This window comes from Carboxylicivirga longa, from assembly GCF_050589825.1.
GTDB lineage: Bacteria > Bacteroidota > Bacteroidia > Bacteroidales > Marinilabiliaceae > Carboxylicivirga > Carboxylicivirga longa.
In genome coordinates this window covers 58,819-84,264 of the sequence record NZ_JBNGOZ010000002.1, presented here as the reverse complement: position 1 = coordinate 84,264, position 25,446 = coordinate 58,819, and the positions used below count along the sequence as shown (strand labels likewise).

Genomic DNA, 25,446 nt, shown 5'->3' with positions numbered 1-25,446 from the left:
GTTAATCAATGTAAAAGTTGTTGGTCTGGCATGATATTTATTCTTTAGACAAGCATGTAAATTATTAATAATAAAATAGAATCCTATGAAAAAGTTAAGACTTGGACTTGTATTGGCGCTAATTGGTGTAACGCTGTTTAGCTGTTCAAATGATGATGGTTACTCATTGGGTGATTTTTGGGTGACGACTGGTACGGTTGTAAAAACCAGCGATTATTTCTATGTGGTTACCGATGGTGGTGATGATTTATGGCCGGCGGCTACCAATGTATCGCCCGAGAGCCTAGAAGATGGCATGCGCATTATGCTTAATTATACCATTCTAGGCGATGACCCTGATGGAAGCTACGATTATTATGTGAAAATTAATGGATACTGGGAGTTACTGACAAAGCCTGTTTTTAATTTTGATGAAAATACATTGGAGTCAGTTAAAGATTCAATAGGTAACGATGCTGTATCTATTACCGACACCTGGTTTACCAATGATTATTTGAATGTACAGTTTGAATATGGTGGAGCCCCGGGTTATGTTCATTTTATTAATATGGTGAAAGATACAGAGGATTTACTAACCGAGAATGGTGAGGTAATTCTTGAGCTGAAGCACAATAAGAATGGAGATCCTTACAATAATCTGCAGTGGGGAATTGCCTCCATCGATATCTCTGAGTTAAAAGAGGAAGGGAAGGAGAGTGTGCAGTTGATATTGCGTAGCATTAATACAGCTGGTGAGCTTATTTATACTGAGCCCTTGACTTACCGCTATGATCAGCCCGGAGTTGAGCCTGTAGTGAAAGCCTTTTCAACAACACCCATGGCCGACTTGATTGAATAGAGAATATATTATAATGGAGAGGTCGCATTATACGTGCGGCCTTTTTTATTGTTTACTGTCTGCTTTTTAAAGTATATGTCGTTTTAGATCTCATTTTTTTAGTGTACCTAAATTGCTAAAAGCCTTGGTATTGCTACAAAAGCTCAAAAAAAGCTATGTTTTTTATGCCTTTAGATTTGGTGTTTTATCTGCATTATCCCTATATTTGCATCGCAATTGAGAACAATGGTTCACAAGCAAACAACAAAAACTGGTTCTGTAGCTTAATTGGATAGAGCACTGCGTTACGGCCGCAGAGGTTGGGGGTTCGAGTCCCTCCAGGATCACAGAGAAGCCTTCAAGTAATTACTTGGAGGCTTTTTTTATTTTCAGGATCGTATCTTTATTGCCGTGATCCCTCTTCAATACTTCATCGATTAATCATTTTTTCAACTTACCGCTAATCTTTACATCGCTGTTAAGCCGCCATCTATAATAAATTCTGACCCTGTTGAATACAGGGATTCGTCAGAGGCTAGGTAGAGCACCAAATTAGATACTTCGTTGGGTTGGGCAATCCGTTGTAACGGGATGTGCTTGGCAAACGCTTCTACGGAATTTTTGGTATCTCCCTGCTCGACCATTGGTGTAGCAATAACCCCAGGATGCACTGAGTTTACCCGGATACCATATTTTGCCAGTTCTAAAACAGCAGCTTTTGTTAAGCCGCGCACCGCAAACTTTGTATCGGTATAGCCAGCTGCACCCCCAACAATACCATTAATCGACGAGATATTGATAATGGCGCCCCCGTTATTATCCTTCATCGCTAATGCAGCGTTTTTTATTCCCATAAATACAGATAATTGATTGATTTTCACAATGCGTAAATACTCCTCCTCTGTCATTTTCAGGATGGACTTGTTCATGGTGATGCCTGCATTGTTTACCAGTATGTTAATTTTTCCAAAGGCTTTTTGGGTCTTTTCAATAACCCGTTGCCAGTCCGTTTCCCTTGTTACATCTTGCTTAATAAAAAGAGAATTGTTCCCCAGTTGATTGGCTAGTGCCCTTCCTTTTTCTTCATTCAAATCGGTAATAACCACTTTAGCACCTTCCTTAATAAATCGCTCGGCATGTGTTGCGCCCATACCTTGGGCGCTTCCTGTTATTATTGCTACCTTGTTTTCTAACCGCTTCATGCTCCATTGGTTTTTGAGGGAAACAAGCGTCATAGGGAGAAAGTTCGAAGAGTAATCATTTAGGAGGTGGTATCCGCTTGTTTGTATTCATTTAATTTCTGCACCAGCAAGGCATGTAGCTTCTCAAAACTTATTTTCAGAGAATGGGTTGACAGGTGAAGGGGAGAACCGAGAGTTTTATAGTTTAGCTCCATGGCTTTCCTCTTAAATTTGTTGGTCTCTCTTTCGATATAAGCGTCAGGATTTTTAACAGTTATAACTATAATTTTCTGACCCGGCGTGTTTATGGGTTTGATTTCTAATATATCTGACCATGGGATTGTTGTGGCTTGAGTTTCGTATGAATAATTTGTAAGCCCTTGTGTGCTAATAATAAGGCCGTGCTTATTGTGCAATGTTTTTCTGATATTAACGATGGCTACCGTGCCGAAGAATGCTATTGTTGCCAGCCCAATGATAGATGTCAGGGTGCGATTTCCCACCGCGGCAATATTGAGAATCGCAGGGTAAAAGATTATTCCCAATCCAAGAATGACGAATATAATGGCACCCACAATTGTCCAAGCCAATTTGGTATAGCTCAAGGGAATCTCTATCAGTTTGTTTTGTGACATCCTTTAGCTATGTTAGTCATTTGCTTTTAAGCTAAATTTCATTTTCTAGCTACACATGCAAATATAAAAGTGCATTTTGTATTGTTCAAGTGTATGGCACCTTAAATTCTGCTCCCAAAAAGTAGTCTATTCAATAATCTGAACTTTAAAATTTCAATAGTATTCAGGTTGATCTGGTTCCTGTTATGTCACGTTTGCTGAGTTCTGATATAGGGTAGGAGGCATTGGTAGGTTATATATATTATTTCTTATGCAGGCGTCGTGCTTTATTTTTTACGTAAATAAGTTTGTGGCGGCTGTTGGGGCTGTCGCGTTGTTCAATTTCAAAGCGTGCGGTAGCGTCAATCAAGGGTGTCAATTTCTGAAATCCGTAGTTGCGGGGGTCAAAGTTAGGGCGTTTCTTCTGTAGTAAACTACCCACATCGCCCAGAAAGGCCCAGCCGTCATCGTCCGAAAGGTCGTTGATGGTGGCGGCGATCAGTTTGATTTCCTTAGGGGTTATTTTATCGTATGATTCCTTGTCGTGGTCTTTGTCATCTTCTGATTCTTTTTCTTTGGCTCGATCTTTTAATATTTCGACATAGATAAATTTATCGCAGGCTACGATAAAGGGGGTAGGGGTTTTCTTTTCTCCAATGCCAATTACTTGCATTCCGGCTTCGCGCAGGCGGGTGGCGAGTTTGGTAAAATCACTGTCGCTCGATACCAGGCAGAAGCCATTTACTTTCTCAGAATACAGGATGTCCATGGCATCAATGATCATGGCTGAGTCGGTGGCGTTTTTCCCCGAGGTGTAAGCATATTGTTGTATAGGGGTAATGGCATTCTCCAGCAGTACTTTTTTCCATTTTGACAAATCGGGTTTGGTCCAGTCGCCATAGATACGTTTTATTGTTGGGTTGCCATATTTGGCAATTTCTTCCATCATCTCTTTCACATATCCTGCGGGTATATTATCGCCGTCGATTAATACAGCTAAATTATTATTCATAAAACTGATTTTTGTTTTTACCCTTTAATCCGGATGAGGCAATGCAGACAGCTTGGTACTGCTGATTGTAAATATTTGTTTTTGCTTTTCCCAAATTAAGGTGGTTAACGAATCTTTCTTTGTGAATTGTGAAGATAGTGATTTTAAGGCTAACTATGAACCGAAAATAAGTCATCGTTTAATTCGTGGAGATCAGTTTAATATCAAAATAAAGCCGCCCTTCCGTAGTATTACTCGAAAATGGGCGGCTAAAATTAATTCTGATAGATGTACTTTTTGTATAAGAGTAATATTAGTTTAACTCTTCGGGCACAAAAACGACATCTAATATATCTGCTTTCTTAAAAAATTTCCTGGCAGCTTTGGCAATATCTTTGGTTGTCACATTATTAATGACATTATCAAAGTACTCAGGCGACATTCTGTTTTCTCCCGTCTCATAGTATTTTTTCAGAACAGACATCCAGTATTTGTTGTTTCTTAAGGCCTTTCGATTGCCTTTTTTCATGTTAAGTACTACCTTCTCCAAGTCTGATTGCACTACATTTTTTTGAACATTTTTCAGCTCATCATAAACCAGCTGCTTTAGATAATCAGCCTTGGCCGGATCGCAATCAAACTGAATGTCCAATCCTAATTTCATTTCAGGTATACTGGATCCGGTTGGGCGTACTCGAACACCGTACGTACCTCCTTCTTTTTCGCGAATATTTTCAGTAAAGCGAAGGTTTAAAATTGACCCTAAAATATTGTGATAAATTACTGTCTCTCGCGAATATTTGGCATTTCCTTTCAGCTTAAGAAAGACAGTAGCTTTGGGTTCCTGCATCGGCAAGGCAATACGGTGTTCATTTTTTCCGGTTGGGAAATAATCACCATTATCAACCCACTTTTCTACTTCGCCTTTAGTATTAATCGCTCCAATGTACTCTTCAACCAGTGGCTTAAGTGTTTCTTCATCGACATCTCCCACAATGATGAAAGTAAAGTCAGCCGCGTTGGACATCCTTTCCAAATAGATCTCCTTCATGCGCTCAAAATCCATTTGATCCAAAAAGGCTTTATCAAACTTTAACGCGCGAGGATTTCCATTGGCCGTTAATAAAGCTATTGTATCACGCATGATAGTTTTCGTTGTTTGAATCTGGTTTTTAGCATTGTAGTAGTTGCGTTCCATGAGCTTATTGAAGGCCATGGGGTCAAAACGGGGTTCTTCAAAGCGCATGTACACCAATTGGAACATAGTCTCGAGATCCTTCACCTTTGCGCTGGCAGTTATCGACTCATTAAATTCCCCCAATTTATAACTACAGCCGGCTGTTGTACCCGCTGTTATTTTCTTCAACTGAACAGGATCGTGTTTACCAATACCAAAGCCGGCTACAAAACCAGATGCCGCCCTAAAAGAAGGTAAATCATCAATATTGTATAGTGAACTCCCTCCCGGACTTGTAGCTTTAAGTATAAGGCCATTGGTATTATTATCCACTCGCTTAAAGACTACTTTTGCACCATTAGAAAGTGTCCACTCCTTGGCCTTAAATATATCAATGCTCTTCTCACTTACAATTTGACCTGCTTCTGGAGTCGTACTCATCAGTGAAACATTCACGGGTACGCCATCTACATAGGGCTCAAGAGGTCTTTTCTCCAGTCTGGCAATAATGCTTTCAATCTCAGCTTGTGAAATGAATGAGTCCTTATCACTTGCAGGTGCAGTAACCACATAAGCCCGGTTGCTGTCAGTTAAATATTTACTTGCCACAGCAGACACTTCTTCTACTGTAATACCCGGAATTATTTCCTTAGCAAATTCGTACTTGAATTTAGCATCGGTAATAACTACATCTTCCAGGTAGGCTCTTTTAATAGACTTACAGTAGGTATCGGAATTAATGCCTTTTCTGTTATTATAACTGTTCGTAAGGGAAACTAGGGTATTAGTTTTTAAACGATTCAACTCGGACTGGGTGAAACCATGTTGAATGACACGTTGCAGCTCGGCATAGGCTGCTTCAAATGCCTCTGACTCTTTACCTGCCCTGGTTGTTACATATACATTAAAAGCTTTATATCCTCTTTGTAAGGCTCCGTATGAGGCACTGGCATTCAGGTATGGCGCTTTACCTTTTAACATCTGCTCCTTGTAACGTCCCTTCATCAAGGCGTTAAAGAAGCTATTGACATAGGACTCGCGCAAACTTTTTAGTGTATTGTCAGAAGTATCTTCATGTCTTATTTTCAGGTTGATATTAACGTTTTTGTATTCTTTATCAGTGACCTGAACAAACATTGGTTCTGGGTTATCCGGAATTAGGACTGCTTTGCGTTCTTTTGGATTTTCAATGGCCGGGATGGCAGAAAATAGTTCCTCCACTTGTTTCTCAACAGCATCTACATCAATGTCCCCAACAATAGCTATGGCCTGCAAATCGGTTCGATACCACTCATGATAGAAGGATCGCAAGTCTTCAGGATCAAAGTTTTTGATCACATCAAGTTCTCCAATTACATCCCGATAGGCATAAATACTGCCATTATAGATCGTTGGTGCAATCTTATTTTGTATTCTAAAACCAGGAGTTCTGCGTGTACGCCATTCCTCAGATATCACACCTCGTTCGGCATCTATTTCTTCGTCAGTCAGTGCCAGTTCATCACACCAGTCACGCAAAATTAACAAGCACGAGTCGAGTAATCCATTGCGACTAACCGGAACACGACTAATGTTGTAAACAGTCTCATTCTTTGAGGTATAGGCATTTACATCCTTACCAAACTTAACGCCATTTCGCTCTAACATATCCAGCATCGATTTGCCGGGGAAGGTTGTAGTACCGTTAAATGCCATGTGCTCCAGGAAGTGGGCTAAACCATCTTGCTTATCGGTTTCCAGCACCGCTCCAACATTCTGGTAAATATAAAAGCTGGCCTGACCTTTAGGAACTCTATTGTGTTTTAAATAGTAGGTTAAACCATTGGGTAACAAGCCTTTCCTGATGGTTGAGTCAAAAGGCATTGTTTGTGATAAGTCTGCAAATTGTTGTGCATATGCTACTGAGCCAATGAGAAAAGTTCCCATTAGTAATATAATTATTCTTCGCATGTTATTTGTATTTTTTTGTTGATTATTCAATTATAAGTTTCTATAATCAGCATCGGTGTAGCGACAAGCGTTTAATGCCTTAAACTATGTTGTTCAAATGGCTATAGTTCAAACATCTTAGTTCGATTTTCCTTACTTAATTGGTACAACAGTTATTGTTTTGCCTTGCTTCATTAATTGCAATTGATATTCCAGGTTTGGCTTCTTTTTAAAGTTAAATGGTACATTATCAATGGCTGTCTGTTTTAAATCGATTGCCTTTTTCACCTGGCCTTGAGTATAAATAAGGTCAGCTTCCAGGTTGTTCACTTCCCAATATCCCGGAATGAGTTTGTAACAATATTTAATCCAACTTTTTAAATGCCTGTAATCTTCTTTTGTTTCGCACCGCGACCAATAGAGGCGGCAGACTTCCATTATGTCCTTAACATTGCGAGTTGCAATTTTTCCTTGTTTCATCATCTTTCGCTTATACTCAATATAAACACCAGACTTATCTTTAGTAAACTCCAGGAACTTATTATAAGACTCAGCATCATCCTTTTTAATTTGCTTTACTGATTTCATGTCAATAATACTATCAACATAGGCTACCGCAGCCTTTTTATAAGCCTCATTATTATTAGCAAGCCTTAAATACTCCATCTCATAAAAGCCCAATTTCCCATTTTTTGCCGCACCGATATTATTTTCTTTACACTTGTCTAAGTAACGCCGCATCAGTTCTGGATCCTGCATATGATAAGCTCTTTTGAGTGTAGTCATAGCGATGAGGTTTTCAATTCGTTCCAACCTTATCTTATTTTTCTTTGGTACAATCGTTAAATAATGATTGTAGTTGGCTCTCAATACTGTTTCTGCTTGACACCCTAAATAAATACTATGGCCGTATTTCAATAAAAGGTCTAGCATTTCCCCGCTTGATTCTTCGATATCTGTTTGCACACTTAACCAGGCATCAAGCGCCTGAATAGGATCCATTTTGTATTTAACCAATATGTTGAGGTATTTTTTCAAGAAAGCTTCGTCGTTTAGTTTTTCAGGAAAAAGCCTCTGCATATCTTCCAGTGAATATTCATCGCTTGTTGCAGCTTTTAAGGCCAACTTGGCAAAGGGTATCATACCCCCACTCTTAATCATTGTTGACCCTGTACCTCGATACACCATTTGGGAGTCGCCGTCAACAAATATTAATGTTGGATAACTTCGTACCGTAAAAAGCTCTGCCGCTTGCTTTCCTTCTCTTTCAGCATCTAATTTTAGATTAATAAAATGCCGGTTGTAATAATCCCCTACTAAAGAATCCTTAAACGGTCCTTTGGCTAATTTTTTACAGGGACCACACCAGGCAGTATGGAAATCAATAAAAATGAGTTTATCCTCTTTCTGTGCCTTTATAAGTGCCTCTTCGAAAGTAATATGCTGGAAATCGATGCCTTGCGAAAAAGTCAATGGCCCAATCAAGATGAACAGCAACAGTAGTATTTGAGATTTATTCATAAACTTTATATTATAATTGATATTTTATTTTTCACCCTTGTCACCAAAAGGTATGAATTGCTTTATTTTAAGACTTCTATAAGAAGGAACAGGGTGACAAATCGCTATAAAAAAAAAACGCTTCGGATCTACTATTAAGACCCGAAGCGCTACCATTAACCACTATTAAACTTAAAAATGATTTATTCTTCAGGCAAAGCGTTTGCTTATTACTTTAAAACAATACTTTCACCGGCTTTCATCAGTTCCAGATCTTTCTTGATGCCTTGACTTCTTTTATCGTCCTTTTGTGAGGCATGCTGATAAGCTTCTTCCATTAGTTTAATGGCTTCTTCCTTGTTCTCATCCAGCTTATAGAGAATCGTTGCATATTGACTGGTAATAGCAGCATTGCCCGGAATAATTTGGTAGGCAACCTTCATCCAGCGTTTTACATCCTTTTTTTCCTGTTCTGTGCAGGCAAATTTGGCATAACTATTAACCATTGCAGAAATTTGATGGCTAATTCGCTCCGAGTGTGGCCTGGAGGCTAAAGCTATAGCATCGCCTTCAGCCTTTCGCTTCATCAAATCTAAATAGGCATTGCGCATTTGTTCTACATCAATTGACTGAATAAAGGCCTCATTATCTTGTCGCACCAATGCTTTGTACTGTTTACCCATACCTGCTTTCTCATAAAAATAAGTATAGGCTCTTTTACGCTGCTTATCATCTACTTTTACGCCCGCTTTCTCAGCTCTTCTCATGGTCATTTCCAAGATGGCAGTGTCTTTTTTAGCAACGGCATAATCGGTTGTTTTTTCTATCATGCTCTTGGGCAACTTCTGAAATGCTTCTCGAATATCTTTACGCACATATTGCTTCCAGGCATCCGACCCAAAATTTCGCTGAATAATCTCATCAGCCCGTCCACCAAATATGATCTCTTCGTAATGATCGGCCAATAGAAGAACCATTTCCCGGCTCGACTCATCAATGTTTTTCTGAATGCTTAAATATTGCTCAAGCACATCGGTATAATTAGTCGAATTACTCTCTTTTAACTTAGCCAGATATGTTTTTAAAAATGCTTCGTCATTCTTTTCTGTATTATAACGTTCTGCTAAACGACCTAAACTAAGAGAGTCTTTTGAGTACTTTACTGCCAACTTTACTTCTTTCATAAAACGATCTGTTGGCATCGACGCAGAGAAGCGATACACCACATTACCATCTCCATCTAAGAAAACATATCCTGGCAAGCCCTTAATATTATATTTTCGCTTAATCGTGGGCCCTTCACCGCGTTCAACATCCACTTTTAAAGCCACCAGGTGGGCATCAAAGTACTTTCCTACTTCTTCTTCCATAAAAACAGTTTTAGCCATGTGCTTACACGGGCCACACCACACGGCATAACCATCAATAAACAAAAGCTTGTTTTCGGCCTTTGCTTTAGCCAGCGCGTCTGAAAGACTACTGTTTTCGAAATTAATACCCTGCGCAACAACACTTACAACCGTAAGTACTAATAAAATTGTACTATATAATTTTTTCATTGGTTTAATTTTTAACTATTGATCGCTTTTCAATTCATTAAGCTGTCGCTCTATAACGCCTCTTTTTTTATCGCGCTCCGGCAACTTATTTAATGCTTGCTCCTTGTATTGAATGGCCTTTTTAGTCTTGCCTTGTTTATTCAGTACGCTTGCCCTCAGGTTATCCATATTATAATCACCCGGTACCAATTGCGCACCATAGTCAATCCACGAATGCAGACGTTTAAAGTCCTTTTTACTCTCACAATATTTTAAATAACTGAAGCCTGTTTTTTCTATGATCTTGGTTTGTTTCCGCGCTTCACGTCCTTTTTCAAGGTTATTAAGGATAGAGTTAGCAATAAGACTTGGTCTATACTTATTAGCCTTGTAGTGCTCATAATATGCCTTGTCTTCCTGCCTGATTTGCTGCAGGCTTTTAGCCGACATAATACTATCCATATAAGCCTCGGCCATTGCTTTATAGGCATCAATATCCTTTGCAAATAATAGGTAGTCCAGTTCATACTGCGTTAAGGCCTCCATGTTAGCATCTTCGCCGTGCAACTCTTTCCAATTGTTGATGAAAGCACGCATTAATTGAGGATCTTTTTGAGCATAGGCGGCAGTTCCAGTATTATTCACCATTTTGGATTGCATCTTTTTAAGAACGCCTTCTTCCTGACGGGTAGCAATATCAAAAAACTCATCATAATTGCTAATTAATATTTCCTCGGCTTTACCATCCACTTGCATGTATTTCACATATTTGAGCATAAACTCAAACATATCCACACCATTCTCTTTTATCTCAGTTTGAATCTTTAACCAGGCTTCAATACCATCAGCAGGATTCTGGCCGTACTCTATCATCCTATCGATGTATATCCGCAGAAACTTTTCATCATTTTGCTTTTGTGGAAACATTTCTTGTAAACTCAACAAGCTGTAATCACTATTGGCTGTTTTTATAACATCATGTCCCATAGCCAAAAATTGATCGATATTTATTCCGCCCACTTTTCGATAAAGCATGTCTCCATCTCCGTTAACGAAAAGCAGTGTTGGATAAGCATCGACCTTGTAGTTTTTCGCTATTTCCCGGCCTTCTTTTTCTGCATCGAGTTTAAGGTTGATAAACTCTTTGTTGAATAATTCACCCACTTTTGAATCTGGAAAAACTGTTTTGGCCAACATTTTACATGGGGCACACCAGACTGTGTAAAAATCAATAAAAATTAATTTATTTTCTTTCTTAGCCTTGACCAATGCCTCTTCAAATGTAATATGCTCAAAATTGATCCCCTGCGCATACAGATCAGCTCCGATTATTGAAAGGCACATTAATAAAGCTATAGCTATTTTTTTCATAAAGATTATTTTAATGATATTTTGATTATAAAGGCATTTCATCCTTTCAGAAAACCTCCTTTACATTTAATTAAGGACGCATGAATATGCTAGCAGAGTGACAGGGTGCATACAAAAAAGTTGCAAGGGTAGAACCATTGCAACTTACAAACTAAAATCAATCCAAACCTTTAAAAAGCTATTACTGTTTGCGTAATGTGAACATGATAATAAGTCCCTCTATAGGATACTATCTTTTATGAATCACACTCAGATCATTTCTTCAGGCAAATGTATCTTTAACTCAAATCGCTCCAAATCAATTATTTCATGCAGGTATTTTTCTAATTTCCTAGGGCTTAACGCTTTAATTATAGAATCCAACTCTTTTGCAGAATACACTTTACCATATTTCAGATAAGCTTTTAGCCATTTATCTCTTATGCGCTGATCTTCATAAAAAGACATTACGTATAAACTACGTACCAAGGCCTTTATCTTTTGTAACTCAATATCGCTTAGCACGGCTTTATCCAATGGGGCCAAAACTTCATTTGTCATTATATCATATGCCCGTTCGATATTGGATGTATCGGTCATAAAAGCCAGTCTGAGCATACTATAATTAAAAGGCACCTTATAAACCTCTGCATTCCTTCCGGTAGCATATACTAATCCATACTTTTCTCTGATGACACTGAACATTTTTAAATGCGCGTACTCCTTAACACCTTGCAGTAGTAACTCATCCTGAAGCGTGAGTGTTTTTTCAGATGGCTTTCTAAAATTATAAGCTATCTTAGACAAATCCTGTTTCCAAGCTATTGGGTTATAGATGATAGAATCAGGTATTATTCCATCCGCATCAATGTTATTTAACTCACTTGTTTTTGTTGATGGCAAACTTCCAATGTATTGTGAAACAATTGCTTCGATATTATCAGGTAAATTGCCTTCTACCAGTATAATAGCTTCTCCAATTTGGTTTTTTATGTTGCGGTCGTATTCGTATAAACGCTTCACCAATGCTTCGCTTAACGCTGCCTCAACATTATTATTGGCATCGTCATTCACTTTTTTTCTTTTGTTCCTCCGCTCTAAAGCTTTCATCACTTCTTTGGCTTCCGGATAGTTCGGTTCTGCAATCAGCAAGTTGAAACACTTCAACGATTCTTCCAAATCTACTGATTTACTATTCACGTTTAATTCATAAAAATAGTCATCGATGGATGTCTTTTTTGTGATGCCCCTGCTTCTCTCAATTACTCTGGCTTCTTTATCATCATATTTACCATAAGCTGAAATCATATAGCGGATGGACTTTTCATAACTATTTCGTTCTTCGACTGGAAGATAACTCAAGCCCTTTGCCGAAATCATTTTTACAGTAGCCTTTTCGTCATTTGAATCGTATAGCACTACCTTTACTCCTGAAGGATAAGTCAATACTTTTAAGCCCTCATCCAATTGTTTCTCTTTTCTTATCACGGCAATATTACGAGTCTCCAATTGAAAACTTCTTACTTCCTTTGGCTTTCTCTGCACTGCTAATTTACCCTCAAACACAAATTCCGGTGTTGAAATGGTATCTAGAAGCTTTAGTTTACCAAGAATGGCAGTTTCATTAAAATCCGGAGAACAGGCAGTGCTTGTTCCGTTGTACAGGATCGTCTTTTCCAAATCAAGCATATGATTAAACAAGGCCAGATAATCGTCTGCAGTTATTTCTTTCAAGGCTTTAAGTGTAAAATTCTCATATTGCTCTGTCTCGATAGGCATATTCCCGCTAATAAAAAAGTTTTGCACTTTATTAATCATATCAGGCTTAATCTTACGTCGCCTTTCCAAAAACTGTGTCTCTATTGTGTTTACATATTCTATTTCTTCAGGGGTGAAACCATACTGTTGAACCTGTGCTAACATTTTGCAAAACGAATCAAAAACTGCTTTATAAGACACATTATTTAAAAGCTGTAACCTGATATTATAGACCGAATTACCAGGAATAACAGAACCCATATTCACCGAAACCTTTTTAACTGAGTTGCCCATTAACTGGTTTATTCTCATGTCCAGCATACGGCTCATCAGTTTCGTTTTAAGAAAGGCCTTAAATGATTTATAATCTATTACCTCTATGGGCTCATCTTTAAACTGCACTACAAGTATATCCGGAGCATGATCATTTTTTTTCGGATACTGACCACTTACCACGGTTGTATTATTAATATTAATGTAACGATTGGGCTCATGACCTGCGGCAGCCGTTTCTTTCGAGAATAGTCTTTTAATCTGCTTTTCTGCCCACTTCTGATCCATTTTACCATGTACAATCAAGGCCATATTAGATGGTATATAATTGTCTTTATAAAATTGGTATAATCCATTAATAGAAGCTGACTTTACAGATTCCTTCGTACCTAGTGGATCATGCCCTTCAAGGCTGGTTCCAATTAAATTCGGCGCTCCAACCGGATCGCCACCTGCCCGGTTAATTTCTTCAATAATGACTTTCTTCTCATTTTCCAATATGTCTTCATCCATTTGCAAATGGAACATCCAGTCTTTAAGAAGGCGCAGGCTTCTTTCAAAATAATCTTTATCGTTTTCAGGAATAGTCACAAAATACTGGGTACTACTACTCCCTGTATAACCATTAGAATCGATTCCACGACGCATGCCCATCAATTCCAGTTCGTCCAGGCAGGCTCTACCCGGATAGTTTTCACTTCCTTTAAACAACATGTGCTCTACCATATGAGCATAACCATGCTGGTTTGGTTTTTCAAGGAGTGCGCCCACTTTAGTTAGCATCGTCAGTTTAACTTTACCCGGATTACCATCCGGGATGATAAAGTAGGTCATCCCATTTTTCAAATGTCCCATTTTCACCTCATGCGGCATTTGCAACTCCTGGGCATTGCCTGTTTTGCATAAAAACAGTAATAAAAGTAAGACGGCTGTCTTTAATGATTTCATATGATTATATTTTCTTTCAATTGCCATATGGAACTTCCAACTAAATTTGATCATCGCCTGCATATTAATCCGAATATCAAATTGGTATGGTCGTTTCATATCAATAGTTTATTTTTCTTGCTGAATAATTGCTCGTAACATTGGCTCCAACATCCCGGTTGACGCCCTGGGCAGGTTAATACGTACAACCTCACCAGCAGGATTAACCAGCAGAGAGTATGGTAAGACCTCTGATTTGAGTTGCCTGCGTAAATTTTCTTCTGAAGCCCATACAACCTTTGGAAAGGCAAGCGTATCTCTTCCTGAAACTTTCTTATCGGCCAGGGATATAAACATGTAATCCAGATTGTTCACACGTTCTTTAACCCGTTTTAGATAGTATGTTTCAAATGGGGAATACCCCAAGCTGCCCTTGGTAATTTCTAAATACACCCAAGTTCCCCGGTAAGACTCCATTTCAATAGGTATATTTAACAAAGAGTTTTTTGAAATGGTAATTTGTTTGTGATTATCTTCTAAATTTAAACCGGAAGGTATTCTGTTACAAGTCTCTTTGTATTCCGATAGTAGAAAAAGCTTCCAATATCCCGTGTATTGATTAATGGCATATTCAAAATTAAGGTTACATCCAACGTGAAATATTGCTTTTAAACTCATGGCCATTTGATACTCACTAAGCTGCTTACTACTTAACAATGACGATAGTGCTAATTCATTTAATATGGGATTATCATCAGGTTTTATTTTATCTACAAAAAGTCTTACACGATAATAATCAATGTATATTTTTAATAACTGACGATAATAAGGCGATAAGTAGGCCAATTCATAATTTGAATCCTTAATCACATTATTCAGGATATTGAGCTCATCACCATTAAAATCACGATAAATGCTTGATTTGACTGACTTTTCACCCAGCAGTTCAGTATATAAGAAATACTGAATATTAAACCTTATAAATCGAAGAAAAACCGTGGAAGCATCCGGATTATCATTTGAAAATTTGGAAACCAATTGTTCCAGGATTTGATAGTTTGGCCATTTTTCTAACTCCTTTTGACTACTCAACAATGTCATTTGTTGATCAACTTTCTGAAGCAGCATGTTTTGTCGTGCTGCGATTGAATTACCAATGATCGTATACTGATGAGTTTTGTAAATAACATTTAAAGTTTGACCAGGTTCTAAATAACAACGAAAAGTTTTATATGAGTTATTACTTTTAATCAATAATAAATCAGCTTCTTCTATATTGGCTTTAAACTGCACACGACCTGTACTATCCGGCCATTTCACCTGCCATTTACTCCATAATAGTTCTTTACCTGTTACCGAGGTTGAACCCATTTCTTCTTCATCCACCAGAAGGTTTATCGTGCCATTTGTCTCCGCAGTATTCGTGTGGTTACATGAAGTCAGCGCACATAGGTGCCACACCAGCAAAATAGGTAAAACTAATTTGCAACACCTCGTAGGTTTGTCTTTTATTCTTTGAATCATTTTACCAACAATCTAAATTACATTGATCGTTTAGTTTTAAGACGCATAAAAATCAATTCAGTGTGACAAGTTCCTTTATTCCATATTCATTTTTCAACGTAAGTTCCCAACTTATAACAAAGAAAAAGGGTGTTGCACTGCAACACCCTTAAATTAATATATCAACGTGTATTTACTACCTTACAATTAACTTCATGGCTTTACTTAAGGTACCATTAGCTACTTTAAGAATATATACTCCTTTACTTACATTATAGTTAATGATATCGTTGTTAAGCATACCTCTTTCAACAAGCTGACCACTTAGGTCGTATAGCTTATATTCTGCTGTTTCGCCATTAAAACCTGTTACATTAACATGGCCATAAGATGGATTTGGAAAGATATCAATCTCATTCTGATTACGCACAGGTTCAATAGAAGTAGGTGTTCCGTTAGGATCGTATACAAATAGCTCTTCGCCTGAACTTGTAAAAGTTCCGTCGCCATTGTCAATCAACTCAGTATCTTCACCTGCGAAATAGATTTTACCGTTAAAAGCCAATAGCTCTACAGGGTAAAACCCAACTGATTCACTAACAAGCTCAACTGATGTACCATTTAGTTTATAAATGGCATTGGTTGTACTGTCGTATGTCTTATCGCCTTCTACAAAAGAGTATTTAGCGTAGAAGTATAAGGTATTATCCAAAACGACAAAGCTTTTAGGGTCAAAATTTATAAATACCTCTTCCGGCGCAGGAAGGCTTGCTTTATAGGCATCCAACAATCCTGAAATACGGGTCAAAGTGTTGGCAGCTGGGTCATACTCATACAATTGATCCAACGCATCTGTAGCTGAGTTATCATCATCTCCCTCGAAATACAGTTTACTATTAAACAAAAATGGCTGTCCGTTAACATCAACTGTCCATTCAGCATCGCCTGGGGTTACTCTTACTGTACCAGCCGAGGTACCATCTGTTTTCCACAGAGCATAAGTACCACTGCCATCGTTAGCCATAAAATATACGATATCATTATGCTCAACAAAATATTTTGGTGAACTACTACTTGTACCTACGCGGATATCCTTAAGGAGCTGAGGTCCGTCGGTACCAGCTGGGTCATAAACAAACAACTCAGTCCCTATAACATCTAACGTTGGATCCACATAAGAGCCGGCAAAAACAATTTTATCCCCCAGCAAACAAGCTCCGTTAGATGAGTTTTCAACCTTAAGGGTTGTACCATCGGCTTCGTATTGGTTCGGCAACACCACCAGCTCACTTAAATTAACACCATCCCATGTCTTCCATGGCGACGCTGACCCTTCCGTGAGGTATACTATTCCATTGGCCTGATCAGGCAGCACTCTGGCCCAGGAATTTTCAAGTGCCATAACCTTATCCCCACTAATGCCATCAATATAATATACATGAAAACCTTCACCATTATTGGCGTTAAAGTAAGCTTTATCATTAAAAAGGATCTGATCAGAAAAACCGGCACTGTTGTGCTGTGTATATTCAGTTCCTTCAGCATCGGTTGCCACTGTGAATGTTGCATTGATTTCGAGCATGCGTGTATTTGGGGCTGTACCATCCGACACCCAAACTTCACTATCGGTATAGTCGTAATAGTAAATACTTCCGGCAATAGACCTTGCAGCAGTCCATGTATTAGCACCATTACCAGCGTATACCATAAAAGTACTGTTAGCAATCATCTTGCCGGGCGCAGTTTCGGCTTCTCCCTCGTGAGAATCAACAACCAAGTTAACCGTTTGGCTATAGGCCAAAGTTGTTAACATTACAGAGAACAAAAAAGAGTAAATTTTTTTCATAATTGAGTAATTTAAAAAAATTAATGTTTGCATACGTTTATGCTGTTTAACAACATTTTTAATGAATTTTAACGTTGTTATAAGCAGGACGCAAAGAGATGGGAGGGAGGGTGACAGCAGGATAAAAAAAATCTGTTTTTCATTAAATTTTGCTATCGCACCCAATTATATTTCACCTTTTTCTTTCTTTCAGGAAATAAATGCATTTGACAGTAAATGACTGCTATTGCGGATTATGCATAAAGCTACACTATCTAATAAAATAACAAAAGGCCATCTATGCAGATGACCTTTCTGTTGATAAATATCAACGACTTAATTAATATTTGAATGTGTATACATATGCTCGGGGCTTCCAGCCATTATACAAATAGTTTTTTGTAAAGGTAATTAGGTTGCCATCAGCATCCGTTTCATATTTATAATTAGGCTCTTCAAGATATGTTCCGGTGTACTCATCGCTACTATGTTGGGTGCCTGTAAACACATATTTACTGAAAAAGATATCGCTGAAGTACCTTTTATCGCTTAAACTTAAGAAGGGTGGTAAACCTTCTAAATAAGATGGCATGTAAAGAGGTACAAAATCAGTGCGGTGTTGCCGGTTTTTATCTAGTATATTATAATAATCAAATTGCCAATAATCGGCAAATATAAACTCTCCGGTATTAAAAGGATCTGTGTACTGCATTTCATGCGTTGCCGATTCGCCATAATAGGAAGTTAATATACCATTTTCGTTATATTGGAAATTTTGACTTTCTATTTCATAATTGCTTCTAATTTCAACTGAACCATTGTCATTATAAAAAATATCGAAATATAAAATCTGATCCAGCTGAGCTGTTCCTTCCTTGTATTTATATACGTGACCATACTGGTTCAACCCATATTCTTGATAATAATCACTTTCGTATCGAGATAGGTAGGTTATGGTATCAACACAGCCCATTTCATTATAAGATAATAAATAGCTATCAATATCATCTGAATTCTCCCATTGTTTGGTAATTTTAGATACCCGATGTAACTCATCGTATTCGAGGCCAAAATAAAGATTTCGTCCTGAATATGTGTACACATTTATTCCGACAGGCTGTTTTAATACATCGCTTTTACGTACCATTATGGTTGTAATACTTGTTTGTCCTTTCCGATCTTTAATTATAATATCTAAAGGATACTCTTCGCCTGCAACCAAAGTACCAAATCCTATTTGCTCCGATAAAATATACTCATATACGGCTTCATTTGCGCCAGGAATATATGCATATTGCTCTTCGTTTTTAAACAATACCTGAACAGACTCTAATTCATTTAAACCTGTTGAAATAAGACCTTTTAGCTGATAGACAGGTACTACCACGTTGAGCGAGGTTCCACCAACAAGTCGGATTTCCGGGAATGACAACCGTTTAACCGATAATGTAAACCCACGATTAAACGAACGCTTATCTTGATCTGTTACCTTAAAAATATAATACAATACGGTATCCTTTTCAAAAGAACGTAGGTCTATTTCGTAATTAAACTCAAAATTCTTTTTCCCGGCGTATGCCGAAATAGACTCGACTAACTCATAATTGGTTGCATTCAACACTTCTATGTTATCAACACCGTTTGGCACTTCCATCTGCATTTTTACAGTATAAAAATCAGCCGTGTCACGCCTTACTTCCACGTCCTGATTTTCCAGCTTGAAACCAGGATCAGGAAAAGTCGGTACTTTCTGACAAGCATAAAAAAGGCATGTTACTAGGCAAAGCAATGGTAATAAATATTTTATTTTCATAATCTCAACATTTAAGGGTTTAACCGACACGAACAATTTCCAGATCCGGATTAAAAGCTTTCAAATCCACGCCCCATTCTTCCATTAAATTCATCAGAATCAGCATTTTTGATTTAATGGAATCCGGAAAGGCTAATAGTTCTGCCTCGTTACGGTGCAACATTTCATTCAGATAACTTCTTACATCTGCCTTCATGTCTTGAACGAATACATATTTCTTTTTAATTGCCTTCGGCTCACCATCAATAGTGGTTAAACCAATGGTTCCATTATAGAAATAACGGGCGTCAATAAATCCTTTTGAGTAAAACCAATCTTTACTTACCACATCGGGGACTGTTTCTGCACCTTCAGAATCATCTTCCAGGTCAATTCCAAATTCTTCGGCATAAACTGTTTCTATAAGTCTTCCATAATTTTCTGAAGACATAGCATAAAAAGCTTCGGGTATATAGGCATAGAGGTCATGCATTTCCATTATTCGACAGAGAAAAATATAAAAATTATCTCTCCTGTATTGCTCGGAATTATACAAAAGTGCATCCTGATTTGTACTAATGGCAATTGAATGTTCATTGTATAAACAGTTAAGGACACCTATTGCTTGTTCGCCAATACGTGAATCGGATTCTGTAAAAACATTATTCCCTTTCACCTCTGTAGGAGTCTCGATTATATTACATACAAGTACCTTGAATGGCATTTTTTGAGCCATCAGTGCATCATCGGATATGTACTTAAATATGGTTGTATCGATAAATGTTAAGGCTTTGTCGACGTGTAAATTGTATTGATCTTTGCTTTCAGCAGGCATGTTCCCATTTTCATCGAGATAAGCATCCTGAATCATCGATAACTCGATTTTCGCCCATTTCTCCGAAGCATCGCTATTAGCAGCAGTATAGGCAAAATCCAAAACTGCATCATATTCATACAGTAATCCACAATTAAATTTTTCATAAATAGATTTTACGAATTGCTTATCAGTACTATTTACAAAATCGCTAACTCTATTCTTATCCATGTTAGAAGGCGTTAGCATATCTTCAGATTCACACCCTGTCAATAACAACGATGCAACTAAACCTATATATATAAACCAGTTATTTTTCATTACTATGTTTTTTATGGTATGATAACTACATCATCAACTTCAGGAATTTTCTCGAAACGCTCATTATTCCTTATGAGCGGATTATTTTCTCTTTCCTTTAAAGGTATCGGTAAGGTATAATTATAGTCATCGGGGAGCAGTGTGTATGTCTCGGTTCCCAGAACAGTACCTTCATTTGACACTAAAGTAAATACGTGCTTAATTTCCGGCCTGTCACTCATTCTTCTTAAATCAAACCATCGATGATGATCTTCAAAACACAACTCTTTTCTACGTTCCTCTAACACAAACGCGAGAACTTCTTCAGCTACTGCCGGGTATGTAATTTCATCTACATTGTTATAACGAACAGCGTGTAACTGCTTAATGTCGTTAATGGCATTTTCAGTCTCTCCCTTTTGCGCATAAGCTTCGGCTCTGTTTAGGTAAACTTCTGATGTCCTGAAATTATTGTACCCGAGGGTTGTATAAGTATTTAATGCATACTTATTAACACCATAGGCTATGTTACCTGTACCATCGTCTATTTTTGTAAAATATACTTCTCTGCGTTTATCTTTCTCACTAAACAGATTTACCAATTCTAAGCTTGGCCTATATTCACTTTTGTTAGCTGGAAACACAGGATTTGTATTGTGATAAGAATACAGTATTTCTTTATTATCTTCAGAAATAAAAGGACGATGGGTATACATGTATCCCAACTGAGTTTCATCGATTACCTGCGATGCATAGTTAATAGCGTCATCCCACTTCTTCTGGTACAACATAACCCGTGACATTAGTAAATCGCATGCAATAACTGTGGGGTGCCAAACAGATTTTTCAATCCCGCTATTTAGAATTAAATCGCGTGCCTTAAGAATGTCTTTTTCAATAAATTCGTAGCACTCAGCTACCGTATTACGCGAATAGTTCATTTCAACCCCAATATTATCTCGGATGGGAACACCGAGATCGACATTGGCCGTTAATGCATCATATGGTTGACCATATAAATTCAACAAGTTAAAATATGAGAAAGCTCTGATAAAAAAGGCTTCACCTTTCACAAAATCGTTTTCTTCCTTTGAACCTATTGCCTCATCGACTAATTCGATAACATAGTTTGCTATTGCAACATCTTCATACATTTTTTCCCATGCATTATTGATACGGGAAAGCGCGTTACCGTCCTCATCAATTTCTATTTCACGCTGCCATGTATAGGTGGTTTTATAATCAAACTTTTTAGACGTTAGTGCACTAGCGTTCTCCACTACATTATCCGTCATATAATCCACTGTTCTGAATATGGGATAGTTGTAATTAAATTCGTACAAAAGCAACGCGGCATAATGATCTGTTTTTTCCGGGACTAACTTATCCTGGTCTACTTCGTCCAGAAAGTCGCCACAGCTACTAAAAAATGGTAGTAACAAAATTATATAAAGTATTCTCTTCATCTTTTTCCTTTTAGCAGTAACTCATTAAAAGCTCATATTTAAACTCATACTATAGGTAGGCAAGCTTGGTAAACCAATACCATTAACCTGTTCAGGATCTTGTCCGCGAAGCTCCTTGTCAAAGGCCCAAACCGCAACATTACTGGCCTGGACGCCAATATTCAGATTTGATATACCAGCGCCCTTTAGTAATTCTTTAGGTAAGTTGTAGGATAGGGTAACGGTCTGCAATCTAATATGATCACCATTTACTACTCGCGCATCGCTATAATCATACATCCACCAGGCGCTTCTACCTTCGGGCACTACTTTACCGTAGTTGGTTACATATATTCTATTATAGCCATCGGCCTCTAAACTATATGTATAACTCATGTTATGATTTGAGATGGCCGGAATGTCAGTATGTAACTCATCGCCCGGTTGTTGCCATCGGTCAATAAAGGCGTTATGCATATTTTCGTACGGAAGGGGCAGGTTTTGATTGCCGTTATAAAGCTTTAATAAGCGTGTTTTATACCCCAATTTATAACTGAAATTGGCCGAGAACCTCAAATTACGGTACTTGAATTCAGTTCCAAATCCTCCATAATATAATGGCAAACGACTTCCCTCATATACTAAAGCTGCTTCCAGCTGTTCTTCTGCTGTCATGTTTTCCTCAACCAAATGTTTAAAGGTGGGTAGCCCTTCCTCATTTAAACCATCAAACTGATATGAAAAAAATCCGTTCGTCGGAAACCCTTCGCGATAAATGCTTCCATTGAGATAATTCTGAATGGTTAGGTTCTGTTCTGCTCCATCTTCAAAGCCTTTTAAAACACGGTCTTTGTCATACGAGAAGTTAAAGTTGGTGCTCCAACCAAAATTCCTTTTCTTGATGTTAACCGTATGAATGGTGAACTCATAACTTGTAACATCTTTAATGCCGGAGTTATAAGCCTGTGTACTGGTTCCGTTTACCAGAGATACCGGACGTAACTGGATAAGGTCAGAACTTTTGGTATAGGCATAATCGAAAGCGCCACTAATACGACCATTTAAGATGCTATAGTTTAATCCTGCATTTACTGTTTCTGATTTTTCCCAGCGCAAATTGGCATTCGGAAAACTGGATAATTGAGCAATCGTCTCCGGGCTGTAAACCACCTCATTTCGACCGTAATCTCTAATGATCAGATAGGGTGTTGTATTGGGCATTGTTCCCCTGACACCATAAGATGCCCGTAAAGCCAGTTCATCGAAAAACTCAAAATGGCTCAAGAAATTCTCATTATGAATATTCCACCTACCGGATGCTGACCAGGTTGGCTTAAACTTGTAGCGTTGATATTGTCCAAAAGTATTCGAACCGTCGCTTCGCATATTGAAATTCACCACGTAGCGGTTATTATACACATAGTTGAAAATGGCAAATAATGAGAAGGTATTTTTAAGCTGATCGGTAATGCTTGGATATACCGACTGACTACCTTGGTTAGTTAACCAATTGAACGCATAATCATAATCATACTCTGAAAAATCAAGTCCTACAGTGCCGGCCGTTGAACTCACTTTTGGCAAACTAATAAATCCGCGACCCTGGTAATGATTATAGCCTGGCACAGCAAAGCCTGTTGCACCCCAATATTGTGCAGAACGAATTTCCTGTCCCAGATTCACATTAATTACGTGCTTTTCTTTGAGCACTTTATTAAAGTTGAGCTGATTTCTTAAAGAATAGGTATCTTGGCTCATCATTCCCCCGTTATAGATACCACCAAAGGGAACCATGGCACCTTCATTTATATTATCCTCTATGAGTTCTTCAAACTGATCATAGGTTCTAAGCTTAGCTACATACCATGTATCTTCAGTAATCCACTCTTCCTTCAGGTTCGTAGTATTACGATAGCTTAACATTGTATTCAGGCGGAAGTTCTTTAGGAATTTCCACTTCAGAGAAGCTGTTAAAGCAAAATCCTTATTGGTGATATTGCGTTCAGAGTTCTCCATTTCGCGCAAGATGTTGTACCTTCCGTAAACAAGATTATTTGCACCATTCGGGTCGTAAATTTCTTTACTCTGAAAGAAGTACTCGCCATCTTCTCCATAAATAGGTACCGCACGGCTCGTGTAGTAAGCTTCATTAAACAGGTTAATTGAATTGTGGTTATATTTTGCTTTTTGAACCGAACCGTTTAACTGGAACGATAGCAAGAGGTTATCTCTCAGATCTAAATCTATGTTTGAACGGGCAGTGATACGATTTAAATCGACACCTTTGTCTGTTCCTTGTTGGTCATCGTAACCTACTGATAAGTAATAGCGCGTTCCCTTAGATCCTCCTGATGCACTAACAGAATGCTTTTGGCTTATGGCGGGTTGATAAAGCTCTCCAAACCAATCTGCATTCAATGTCTCCAGGTAGGATACTTGGTTCTGAAACTGATCGAAGTTATAGCTTCCGTCCCAGAGGTTTAACAGTGCGCCTTCGTACCCCAAACGATCTACATTGGTGTATTGCTGAGAAAAACCCAGGTTCTTTTCATACATCTCTCGGGATACAGCAATACGCTCCTTTGAGTTCATCAGATCCAGATCGGTGTACGCAGGTGCCTGCACAAAGCTCAAACCGCCAGAGTATGATAGCGAAGCGCTCCCTTCTTTACCCCGCTTAGTGGTAATAACAATCACACCATTAGCTGCACGGGTACCATAAATTGCTGTGGCTGATGCGTCTTTAAGTATGTCAATTTTAGCAATATCCTGCGGATTAATACCCGTAAGTGCATTACCAATCAAATTGATATTGTCAAAACTATTGATTTCATCTGCAGTTAAAGGAACCGGATCCTCATATATTACCCCATCAATTACCCATAGCGGACTTTGATTGCCTGTAAAAGTACTTCCGCCGCGAATTCTTACCTTTGATGCTGCCCCCGGTGTTGAGCTAATGTTTGTTACCATCAAGCCAGCCGCTTTACCTTCCAGCATTCTATCAACACTTAAGGCTCCCATCATGTCCAAATCTTCCGCTTTAACAGAAGCTATTGAGCTGGTTAGCTCTCGTTTATCAACAGTGTAATAACCTGTTGCAACAACCTCCCCGAGCTCCAGCATCTCAGTCACCAACTTCACGTTCAATTCTGTCTGACCTTGCACTGCTAACTCCAGGGCTTCGTAGCCTATGAAAGAAAATACGAGTGTTTTTACCGGCTTGGGTGATTTGAGAATAAAATTACCGTCAATATCTGTTACGGTTCCTAAAATACCGTCTTTTACCAACACATTAACTCCCGGCAGGCTTTCGCCTGTTTGGGCATCGGTAACACGGCCTTTAATAATCTTGGTTTCGTTTTGCTGATCAGATGCCAGATCTGCTTCCTTTGGTTTAATTACGATGACATCACCCACCATCGTAAATTCTAAATTAGTGTTGGCCAGCACTTCTTCTAGCACCTCTTCAACACTTATATTGTTTTTGTGCAAAGTAACAGTATTGAGCTCTGCCACATTTGTTTCGTTAAAAAAGAAACTATAGCCGCTCTGCTTACGAATTTCCTCAAATAAATTTGAAATGCTAATGTTCTTAACCTTTAAACTCACCAGTTTTGATTGCGAATAAGAACTAGCGGAAACAGCCAGTACCGAGCTAAAGATTAAAGCAAAAGACAGCCTCATAATCATCCATATTTTATAAGACTTT

General features: G+C 38.2%; 15 protein-coding genes and 1 tRNA gene. 2 read left to right on the top strand and 14 right to left on the bottom strand.

What is annotated here, in order from left to right; genetic code table 11:
* Positions 1 to 85: 85 nt before the first annotated feature.
* Together ACRD7A_RS02075 and ACRD7A_RS02070 are read left to right on the top strand one after the other, a co-directional pair.
* Positions 86 to 838, top strand: a complete 753-nt coding sequence (locus ACRD7A_RS02075; protein WP_430809683.1) for a NigD1/NigD2 family lipoprotein — start codon at positions 86 to 88, stop codon at positions 836 to 838.
* Positions 839 to 1,090: 252 nt separating this feature from the next.
* Positions 1,091 to 1,164 (top strand) — tRNA-Arg (locus ACRD7A_RS02070).
* Positions 1,165 to 1,284: 120 nt separating this feature from the next.
* Here the strand turns inward: ACRD7A_RS02070 and ACRD7A_RS02065 are convergent.
* The 14 genes from ACRD7A_RS02065 to ACRD7A_RS02000 all read right to left on the bottom strand — a co-directional run bounded on the left by ACRD7A_RS02065 (position 1,285) and on the right by ACRD7A_RS02000 (position 25,421).
* A complete protein-coding gene (locus tag ACRD7A_RS02065; RefSeq protein ID WP_430809682.1) occupies positions 1,285 to 2,019 on the bottom strand; it encodes a glucose 1-dehydrogenase in 735 nt (244 codons plus the stop codon).
* A gap of 59 nt (positions 2,020 to 2,078) precedes the next feature.
* A complete protein-coding gene (locus tag ACRD7A_RS02060) occupies positions 2,079 to 2,633 on the bottom strand; it encodes an STM3941 family protein (protein WP_430809681.1) in 555 nt (184 codons plus the stop codon).
* A gap of 241 nt (positions 2,634 to 2,874) precedes the next feature.
* Complete coding sequence (locus ACRD7A_RS02055) at positions 2,875 to 3,624, bottom strand: NYN domain-containing protein (RefSeq protein WP_430809680.1); 750 nt, start codon at positions 3,622 to 3,624, stop codon at positions 2,875 to 2,877.
* Positions 3,625 to 3,916: 292 nt separating this feature from the next.
* The gene (locus tag ACRD7A_RS02050) at positions 3,917 to 6,730 is read right to left on the bottom strand and encodes a M16 family metallopeptidase (protein WP_430809679.1); all 2,814 of its coding nucleotides are present in this window, start codon (positions 6,728 to 6,730) and stop codon (positions 3,917 to 3,919) included.
* A gap of 132 nt (positions 6,731 to 6,862) precedes the next feature.
* Entirely contained in the window at positions 6,863 to 8,230 is a 1,368-nt protein-coding gene (locus tag ACRD7A_RS02045) for a thioredoxin family protein (protein WP_430809678.1), read from the bottom strand.
* A 209-nt stretch (positions 8,231 to 8,439) separates the two neighbouring features.
* Positions 8,440 to 9,768 (bottom strand): thioredoxin family protein, encoded by a 1,329-nt coding sequence (locus ACRD7A_RS02040; protein WP_430809677.1) that lies wholly within the window; start codon positions 9,766 to 9,768, stop codon positions 8,440 to 8,442.
* Between the two features lie 15 nt (positions 9,769 to 9,783).
* Positions 9,784 to 11,118, bottom strand: a complete 1,335-nt coding sequence (locus tag ACRD7A_RS02035) for a thioredoxin family protein (protein WP_430809676.1) — start codon at positions 11,116 to 11,118, stop codon at positions 9,784 to 9,786.
* Positions 11,119 to 11,367: 249 nt separating this feature from the next.
* Positions 11,368 to 14,076, bottom strand: coding sequence for a M16 family metallopeptidase (locus ACRD7A_RS02030; RefSeq protein WP_430809675.1), 2,709 nt, complete (start codon positions 14,074 to 14,076; stop codon positions 11,368 to 11,370).
* A 108-nt stretch (positions 14,077 to 14,184) separates the two neighbouring features.
* The gene (locus ACRD7A_RS02025; protein WP_430809674.1) at positions 14,185 to 15,441 is read right to left on the bottom strand and encodes a TlpA family protein disulfide reductase; all 1,257 of its coding nucleotides are present in this window, start codon (positions 15,439 to 15,441) and stop codon (positions 14,185 to 14,187) included.
* A gap of 313 nt (positions 15,442 to 15,754) precedes the next feature.
* On the bottom strand, positions 15,755 to 17,404 hold the full coding sequence (locus tag ACRD7A_RS02020) for a T9SS type A sorting domain-containing protein (protein WP_430809673.1): 1,650 nt from the start codon (positions 17,402 to 17,404) through the stop codon (positions 15,755 to 15,757).
* 319 nt (positions 17,405 to 17,723) lie between these two features.
* Positions 17,724 to 19,196 (bottom strand): hypothetical protein, encoded by a 1,473-nt coding sequence (locus tag ACRD7A_RS02015; protein WP_430809672.1) that lies wholly within the window; start codon positions 19,194 to 19,196, stop codon positions 17,724 to 17,726.
* A 19-nt stretch (positions 19,197 to 19,215) separates the two neighbouring features.
* A complete protein-coding gene (locus ACRD7A_RS02010; protein ID WP_430809671.1) occupies positions 19,216 to 20,310 on the bottom strand; it encodes a hypothetical protein in 1,095 nt (364 codons plus the stop codon).
* Positions 20,311 to 20,321: 11 nt separating this feature from the next.
* Positions 20,322 to 21,755: a RagB/SusD family nutrient uptake outer membrane protein gene (locus ACRD7A_RS02005; RefSeq protein ID WP_430809670.1), complete on the bottom strand. Its 1,434-nt coding sequence runs from the start codon at positions 21,753 to 21,755 to the stop codon at positions 20,322 to 20,324.
* Between the two features lie 24 nt (positions 21,756 to 21,779).
* Positions 21,780 to 25,421 carry a SusC/RagA family TonB-linked outer membrane protein gene (locus ACRD7A_RS02000; RefSeq protein WP_430809669.1) on the bottom strand — a complete coding sequence of 1,214 codons (3,642 nt, stop codon included), beginning with the start codon at positions 25,419 to 25,421 and terminating at the stop codon, positions 21,780 to 21,782.
* Between the last annotated feature and the right edge of the window lie 25 nt (positions 25,422 to 25,446).

Bases quoted from the DNA above. Each gene is read 5' to 3' on its own strand.
- ACRD7A_RS02020 (WP_430809673.1), bottom strand. From the start codon at position 17,404: ATGAAAAAAATTTACTCTTTTTTGTTCTCTGTAATGTTAACAACTTTG.
- ACRD7A_RS02010 (WP_430809671.1), bottom strand. From the start codon at position 20,310: ATGAAAAATAACTGGTTTATATATATAGGTTTAGTTGCATCGTTGTTA.
- ACRD7A_RS02040 (WP_430809677.1), bottom strand. From the start codon at position 9,768: ATGAAAAAATTATATAGTACAATTTTATTAGTACTTACGGTTGTAAGT.
- ACRD7A_RS02050 (WP_430809679.1), bottom strand. From the start codon at position 6,730: ATGCGAAGAATAATTATATTACTAATGGGAACTTTTCTCATTGGCTCA.
- ACRD7A_RS02005 (WP_430809670.1), bottom strand. From the start codon at position 21,755: ATGAAGAGAATACTTTATATAATTTTGTTACTACCATTTTTTAGTAGC.
- ACRD7A_RS02015 (WP_430809672.1), bottom strand. From the start codon at position 19,196: ATGAAAATAAAATATTTATTACCATTGCTTTGCCTAGTAACATGCCTT.
- ACRD7A_RS02035 (WP_430809676.1), bottom strand. From the start codon at position 11,118: ATGAAAAAAATAGCTATAGCTTTATTAATGTGCCTTTCAATAATCGGA.
- ACRD7A_RS02000 (WP_430809669.1), bottom strand. From the start codon at position 25,421: ATGAGGCTGTCTTTTGCTTTAATCTTTAGCTCGGTACTGGCTGTTTCC.
- ACRD7A_RS02065 (WP_430809682.1), bottom strand. From the start codon at position 2,019: ATGAAGCGGTTAGAAAACAAGGTAGCAATAATAACAGGAAGCGCCCAA.
- ACRD7A_RS02030 (WP_430809675.1), bottom strand. From the start codon at position 14,076: ATGAAATCATTAAAGACAGCCGTCTTACTTTTATTACTGTTTTTATGC.
- ACRD7A_RS02055 (WP_430809680.1), bottom strand. From the start codon at position 3,624: ATGAATAATAATTTAGCTGTATTAATCGACGGCGATAATATACCCGCA.
- ACRD7A_RS02060 (WP_430809681.1), bottom strand. From the start codon at position 2,633: ATGTCACAAAACAAACTGATAGAGATTCCCTTGAGCTATACCAAATTG.
- ACRD7A_RS02075 (WP_430809683.1), top strand. From the start codon at position 86: ATGAAAAAGTTAAGACTTGGACTTGTATTGGCGCTAATTGGTGTAACG.
- ACRD7A_RS02045 (WP_430809678.1), bottom strand. From the start codon at position 8,230: ATGAATAAATCTCAAATACTACTGTTGCTGTTCATCTTGATTGGGCCA.